The following is a 5470-nucleotide window of genomic DNA, read 5'->3' on the forward strand; positions in this document are numbered from 1 at the left end:
GCGCCGAGCACCCGGCCGGCGGTCTGCGCCGCCGCGGCGGCCCGTTCCAGCAGGTCGGCGGCCTCCACCAGATGCGACTCCGGTAGCTCGTAGGTCAGCTCGGCGAGCGCCTGCACGGCACCGGTCAGGCGGGCCCGCAGCGCCTCCTGCGGGGTGGCCAACCGCCACACCGCGGGCAGCGCGCGGGCCACCATCGGCGGCGCGAAGTTGAAGAAGGCGGCGATCACCGGGGCCGCCTCGACGGCTCCCAGCGGTGCGGCCCGGCCGGCGAAGTAACCGCGCCAGTAGCCGCGCAGCCCGACCGCCTCGTACGCGGCCCGGGCCCGGGGGTGGAGGTAGGTGACGGCGTGCACCGGCTCGAAGTACGCCCACATCGACCGGGCGGTCCGCCCAGGATCGTCCAGCGCCGTCACATGCACCTCCGCGTCCCGGTTCCGGATGCTCACCCCGGGCGGCTGACCGCCCGGGGTGACGCCGAACCTACTGCCGCTGGGTGACGGGCCGGAAGCCCCATGTGAACAACTCCATCGCGCCCCGGCGACAACCGGGACGACCCGGACAGGTCACTGGGCGGCGAGGACGTCCACCACGAAGCGCAGCGGACCGGTCGGACGCCCACCGGCGGCGGCCTCGTCGTTGCCGTACGCCAGCTCGCCCGGGATGTCGAGCTGCACCCGGCTGCCCACGGTCACGCCGACCAGACCCTGGTCCCAGCCGGGAATGACCTGGCCGACGCCGATCGGGAAGGTGGCCGGCTGCCCGGACTTCCAGGACGAGTCGAACTCCTTGCCGTCCTTGTAGAACACCCCCACGTAGTTGGTGGTGATGTTCTGGCCCTTCTGCACGGCCGGGCCCTTGCCCTTGATCAGCGGGGTGACCGCGAGCTTCTTGAGGTCACCCGTGCCCGGCGCCACCGTCGGCTTGCTGCCCAGCGCCGGGTCGGCGCCCTCGGGCAGCTGCGGAGCGGGGGGTGCACCGGCCTCGTCGGGGGCCGGGGCGGAGGCGGACGGGGTCGCGTCGGCCTGGGTCTTGGGCTTGTCGTCGCCCCCGCCGATCGTCACGAAGACGCCGATCAGCACCCCGACCACGGCGACGGCGGCGAGGCCGCTGAGCCACGCGTTGCGCTTGCGCCTCGCGTCGGCGGCCTTCTTCTCCGCCAACTGGGCGGCCAGGCGGCGCCCCGACTTGGTTGCCGGGCTCTGATCTGGGCCCTTCTGCTGCGTCCGCTCGCTCACGTCGTCGACTCCCTGCTGCGAAGTGTGGCCGGCACCCGGTGCCGGGGGGAAAGCCGACGCACACGGTACCCGCACCGCGGCCTACCGTGCCCGCCGCGGACGCCTCGGATCGCCCAGCGCGGCAGTTCCGGGTGTTTCCCGGGCGGTTATTCCGGGACGACCATGAAGTCGGTCACGAACGAGGTGACCCGGCCATCGGCGGCACGGCCGATCCAGGTGCCGTAGCAGCCGTCGCCCCAACCCGTGGACACGGTGACGACGTTGGCGCCGCTGGCCTCGTCCAACACGGCGGTGATGAGCCCCGGGACCGGGGACGAGGGCAGCTCGGTCGGGATGAAGACCTCCTCGACCCGGTCGGAGTCCCAGCCCTCCAGGACGGCGAGCGCGGTCGGGTCGGCGAGGGTGCCGACGCCGGCGTCCACCCCGTACCCGAAGTAGTCGTCCGCGCCGAGCGTGGCGACGTCCTGGTCACCCGCGACGGCCGGCTCCCAGCGGAGCGTCGGCTCGGTGGAGACGACCAGTTCCAGCGCGGCGACCCGTCGGTCCACCTCGGCGTCCTCCCGGAGCACCACCGCCACCCAGGCGCGGGCGGGATGCCGCCCCGGCGGGACGGTCACCGTGAACGGCTCCGCCTCCGGGCAGACCAGCGGGTCACACCCGACCACGCGGCCGGTCGGCAACACGATGTCGCCCACCGGGTGGACCTCGATCAGGTACCCGCCGTGCTCGTCGGTGAAGCGGGCGCCGGGCGTCAGCAGCCGGTCCAGATCAGGGGTGTACGGCATGGGGGCTCCTCCGGTCGCCAGCGGCCGGCGGAGCGTACCCGGCCCGGCGAACACCGCCGCCGCTGCCGTACGGTCAGGCGCTCTTGCGGGGTGCGGTCTTGCGCGCGGCGGTCTTCTTCGCCGGCTCCGCCTTCTTCGCGGCGGTCTTCTTCGCGGCGGTCTTCTTCGCGGCGGTCTTCTTCGCCGGCTCGGCCGCCTTCTTCTCGGCCGTCTTCTTCGCCGCGGTCTTCTTCGCGGGAGCCTTGGCCGCCTTCTTCTCGGCTGCCTTCTGCGCCGACCGGGCCGACGAGATGGGTGTCGGCTCGCCACCACCGCCACCAGCACGGGCCGGTTGCTCGCCGCGAGCAGTCTTGGCGCGCTCCACCGAGGCCTTCAACGCCGCCATCAGGTCGACCGCCGCGGCCGGGGCCGCCTCGACCTCCTCCGGCTGGACGACCTCCCGACCCTCCACCTTGGCGTCGATGACCTCCTGCAACGCGGCCCGGTAGTCGTCGGTGAAGACGTCCGGCTCGAATTCGCCGGTCATCGAGTCGATAAGCGAGCTGGCCATGGCCAGCTCCGGCGGGCGCACCTTGAGGTCCTCGTCGAGGAAACCGAAGTCCGGGGTACGGATCTCGTCCGGCCAGAGCATGGTGTTGAGCAGCAGCACACCCTCGCGGACCCGCAGCGTGGCCAGCTGCTCCCGCTGGCGCAGCGCCACCTTGACGATGGCCACCCGCTCGGAGTCGATAAGCGCGTCGCGCAGCAGCACGTACGGCTTGGTCGCCGCGCCGTCGGGCTCGAGAAAGTACGCTTTGTTGTAGAGGATCGGGTCGACCTGCTCGGCCGGCACGAACTCCAGCACGTCGATGGCGCGGGAGCTGGTCAGCGGCAGGTCGGCGAAGTCCTCGTCGGTGAGGATCACCATCTCGCCGCCGCCGATGTCGTAGCCCTTGGCGATGTCGTCGTAGGTGACCTCCTCGCCGCAGACCGAGCAGGTGCGCTTGTAGCGGATCCGCCCGCCGTCCTCGCGGTGGACCTGGTGGAACCGAATGTCCTTCTCCTCGGTCGCGGAGTAGAGCTTCACTCCGATCGAGACGAGCCCGAACGACACGGCTCCCTTCCAGATGGCACGCATCCTGCGCTCCCTTCCCCGGTATTGACCATGCTCGCATCCGAAAGAACCGGACGCGAGGTGTTCGGCCTGGTACTACAGTCGGGTCGTGCCCGGAGCGCCGCTCAAGCCGATGCTCGCGATGACCGGGCCGCTCCCGGCGGGCGACGGCTGGGCTTACGAGTTCAAATGGGACGGCATCCGGGCGCTCGCTGACATCTCCGGTCGTGCTCAGCATCTGTACGCGCGATCCGGCGTGGAGATCACCGCCGCGTACCCGGAGTTGGCCACCCTGCCCGAGCAGGTCGACGACGCGCTGCTCGACGGCGAGGTGGTGCTGCTCGGCGAGGGTGGGCAGCCGTCGTTCACCGCGCTGGCCGAGCGGATGCACGTCCGGGACCGGAACAAGGCGGCCCGGCTGGCGGCGGTCATGCCGGTGACGTACATGATCTTCGACCTGCTCCGGTTGAACGGTGACGACCTGACCGGCTGGCCGTACGAGCGCCGCCGGGAGGCGCTGGACGCGCTCGGGCTCGGTGGCCCCCGCTGGGCGGTGCCCCCGATGTTCGCCGACGGGCCGGCCACCTACGAGGCGGCCGGAGAGCACGGCCTGGAGGGTGTGATGGCCAAGCGGGTCGGGGCCGTCTACCGCCCGGGGGTGCGCTCGCCGGACTGGGTGAAGGTCAAGCTGGAGGTGACCGGTGACTTCGTCGTCGGCGGCTGGCGACCGGGCGCGCGCCGGATCGGCGGTCTGCTGGTCGGGGTGCCCGGGCCGGACGGCCGGCTGATCTACCGGGGCCGGGTCGGCGGCGGGATCGGCGCGGCCATCGAGCGGGAGCTCCTCGCCGAGCTGGAGCCGCTGCGCTCCGGCGCGTCACCGTTCGCGCCGGGGGTGCCGCGCGAGGATGCCCGGGGGGCCATCTGGGTAGAACCACGGGTGGTGGTGGAGGTGAAGTACGGCCAGCGCACCCCCGACGGCCGGCTGCGCTTCCCCCGGGTGCTGCGGTTGCGCCCGGACAAACCTCCGGAGGAGGTCGACGATGCCGGCTGAACGGCTACGGGTGGACGTCGAGGGTCGCGCGTTGGAGCTGTCCAACCTGGACAAGGTGCTCTACCCTGCGGCCGGGTTCACCAAGGGCGAGGTGATCGACTACTACACCCGGATCTCCCCGGTGCTGCTGCCGCACCTGCGGGACCGACCGGTCACCCGGATCCGCTATCCCAACGGGGTGGACGACAAGTCGTTCTTCGAGAAGAACACGCCGGCCGCCACCCCGGACTGGGTGCGGGTGGAGAACCTGCCCGCGCCCGGGTCGACGAAGGGCCGGGAAACCATCGACTACGTGGTCGCCGACGATCTGCCCACCCTGGTCTGGCTGGCCAACCTGGCCGCGTTGGAGCTGCACACACCGCAGTGGAAGGTCGGCGAGCACCCGGACATGATGGTCGTCGACCTGGACCCGGGCCCGCCCGCCGGGCTCGCCGAGTGTTGCCCGGTGGCGGTCCTGATGCGCGACCGCCTCGCCGACGACGGCATCGAGTCGTACCCGAAGACCTCCGGTAAGAAGGGCATGCAGCTCTGCTGCCCGATCGCGGGCACCCAGTCGTCCGACCTCGTCTCCGACTACGCCCGGCGGATCGCCCAGGAGCTGGAGAAGGCCCACCCGAAGCTGATCGTGTCGAAGATGGCGAAGAACCTCCGACCGGGCAAGGTCTTCATCGACTGGAGCCAGAACAACGCGGCGAAGACCACCGTGGCGCCGTACTCGCTGCGGGCCCAGTCGGTGCCGTCGGTGTCGACGCCGCTGACCTGGGACGAGGTCGAGGCCGGCGCGCGCGGCCGGAAGCCGGCCGTCCGGCAGTTCACCGCCGCCGAGGTCCTGGCCCGGGTCGAGAAGTACGACGACCTGCTCGGCCCCCTGCTCGACGGCGGCCCGGAACTGCCCCGCTGAAGCCAGGTGACGATGGATGCCCGGATGCCCGGATGCCCGGGGGGCGGTACCCGCCACGGAGTGTTGCGGGCCTCGACGTCCCGCTCGGACCGCTCAGCACCTTTGCTCTGCTTCCCTATACGCGACACCGCGTTCAGCTGGGACTTTGTGACGGCCGCGTAGCCGAGGGGCGGAAACCTTCCTCGCAGAGCGTGCGTGTCGCGTATGGGTAAGCAGAGCAAAGGCTGTGAGCGGGGGCGGTGGCGCCAGTACCGGGGTCACCGGATGTGATCGGCCGGCGCCCCCCGAGCGGGCTGGCGGCGGCGACACCGGCTGCGATGAGCGCGGCGGGCACGCAACCGCCACCAGCCGGCCCCGACCAGGGCGACCGTGACGACGGTGACCGCGACGTCGCCGGCCAGGGCG

The 5470-nt window shown here is 71.9% G+C and carries 6 protein-coding genes; 2 read left to right on the forward strand and 4 right to left on the reverse strand.

The genetic code is table 11. The features are described from left to right. The 4 genes from PSH25_RS09745 to ku all read right to left on the reverse strand — a co-directional run. Nucleotides 1-374, reverse strand: a 374-nt coding sequence (locus PSH25_RS09745; protein ID WP_441005348.1) for an SCO6745 family protein, incomplete at its 3' end; no start/stop codon positions are given. A gap of 189 nt (nt 375-563) precedes the next feature. After that, nucleotides 564-1235 (reverse strand): FKBP-type peptidyl-prolyl cis-trans isomerase, encoded by a 672-nt coding sequence (locus tag PSH25_RS09750; RefSeq protein WP_238658709.1) that lies wholly within the window; start codon nt 1233-1235, stop codon nt 564-566. Nucleotides 1236-1381: 146 nt separating this feature from the next. Beyond that, nucleotides 1382-2020: a DUF4241 domain-containing protein gene (locus tag PSH25_RS09755; protein ID WP_238658710.1), complete on the reverse strand. Its 639-nt coding sequence runs from the start codon at nt 2018-2020 to the stop codon at nt 1382-1384. A gap of 73 nt (nt 2021-2093) precedes the next feature. Continuing rightward, nucleotides 2094-3137, reverse strand: a complete 1044-nt coding sequence (ku, locus tag PSH25_RS09760; protein WP_238658711.1) for a non-homologous end joining protein Ku — start codon at nt 3135-3137, stop codon at nt 2094-2096. 85 nt (nt 3138-3222) lie between these two features. Here ku and ligD (PSH25_RS09765) point away from each other — a divergent pair, with 85 nt between their 5' ends. Both ligD (PSH25_RS09765) and ligD (PSH25_RS09770) read left to right on the forward strand, forming a co-directional pair. After that, nucleotides 3223-4164 carry a non-homologous end-joining DNA ligase gene (gene ligD, locus PSH25_RS09765; RefSeq protein ID WP_238658712.1) on the forward strand — a complete coding sequence of 314 codons (942 nt, stop codon included), beginning with the start codon at nt 3223-3225 and terminating at the stop codon, nt 4162-4164. Beyond that, nucleotides 4154-5065, forward strand: coding sequence for a non-homologous end-joining DNA ligase (gene ligD / locus PSH25_RS09770; RefSeq protein WP_238658713.1), 912 nt, complete (start codon nt 4154-4156; stop codon nt 5063-5065). Before ligD (PSH25_RS09765) ends, ligD (PSH25_RS09770) begins: the two co-directional genes overlap by 11 nt. The last annotated feature ends 405 nt before the right edge of the window (nt 5066-5470 follow it).

It is taken from the genome of Micromonospora foliorum (genome assembly GCF_022229015.1).
In the GTDB taxonomy this organism is placed as follows: domain Bacteria; phylum Actinomycetota; class Actinomycetes; order Mycobacteriales; family Micromonosporaceae; genus Micromonospora; species Micromonospora foliorum.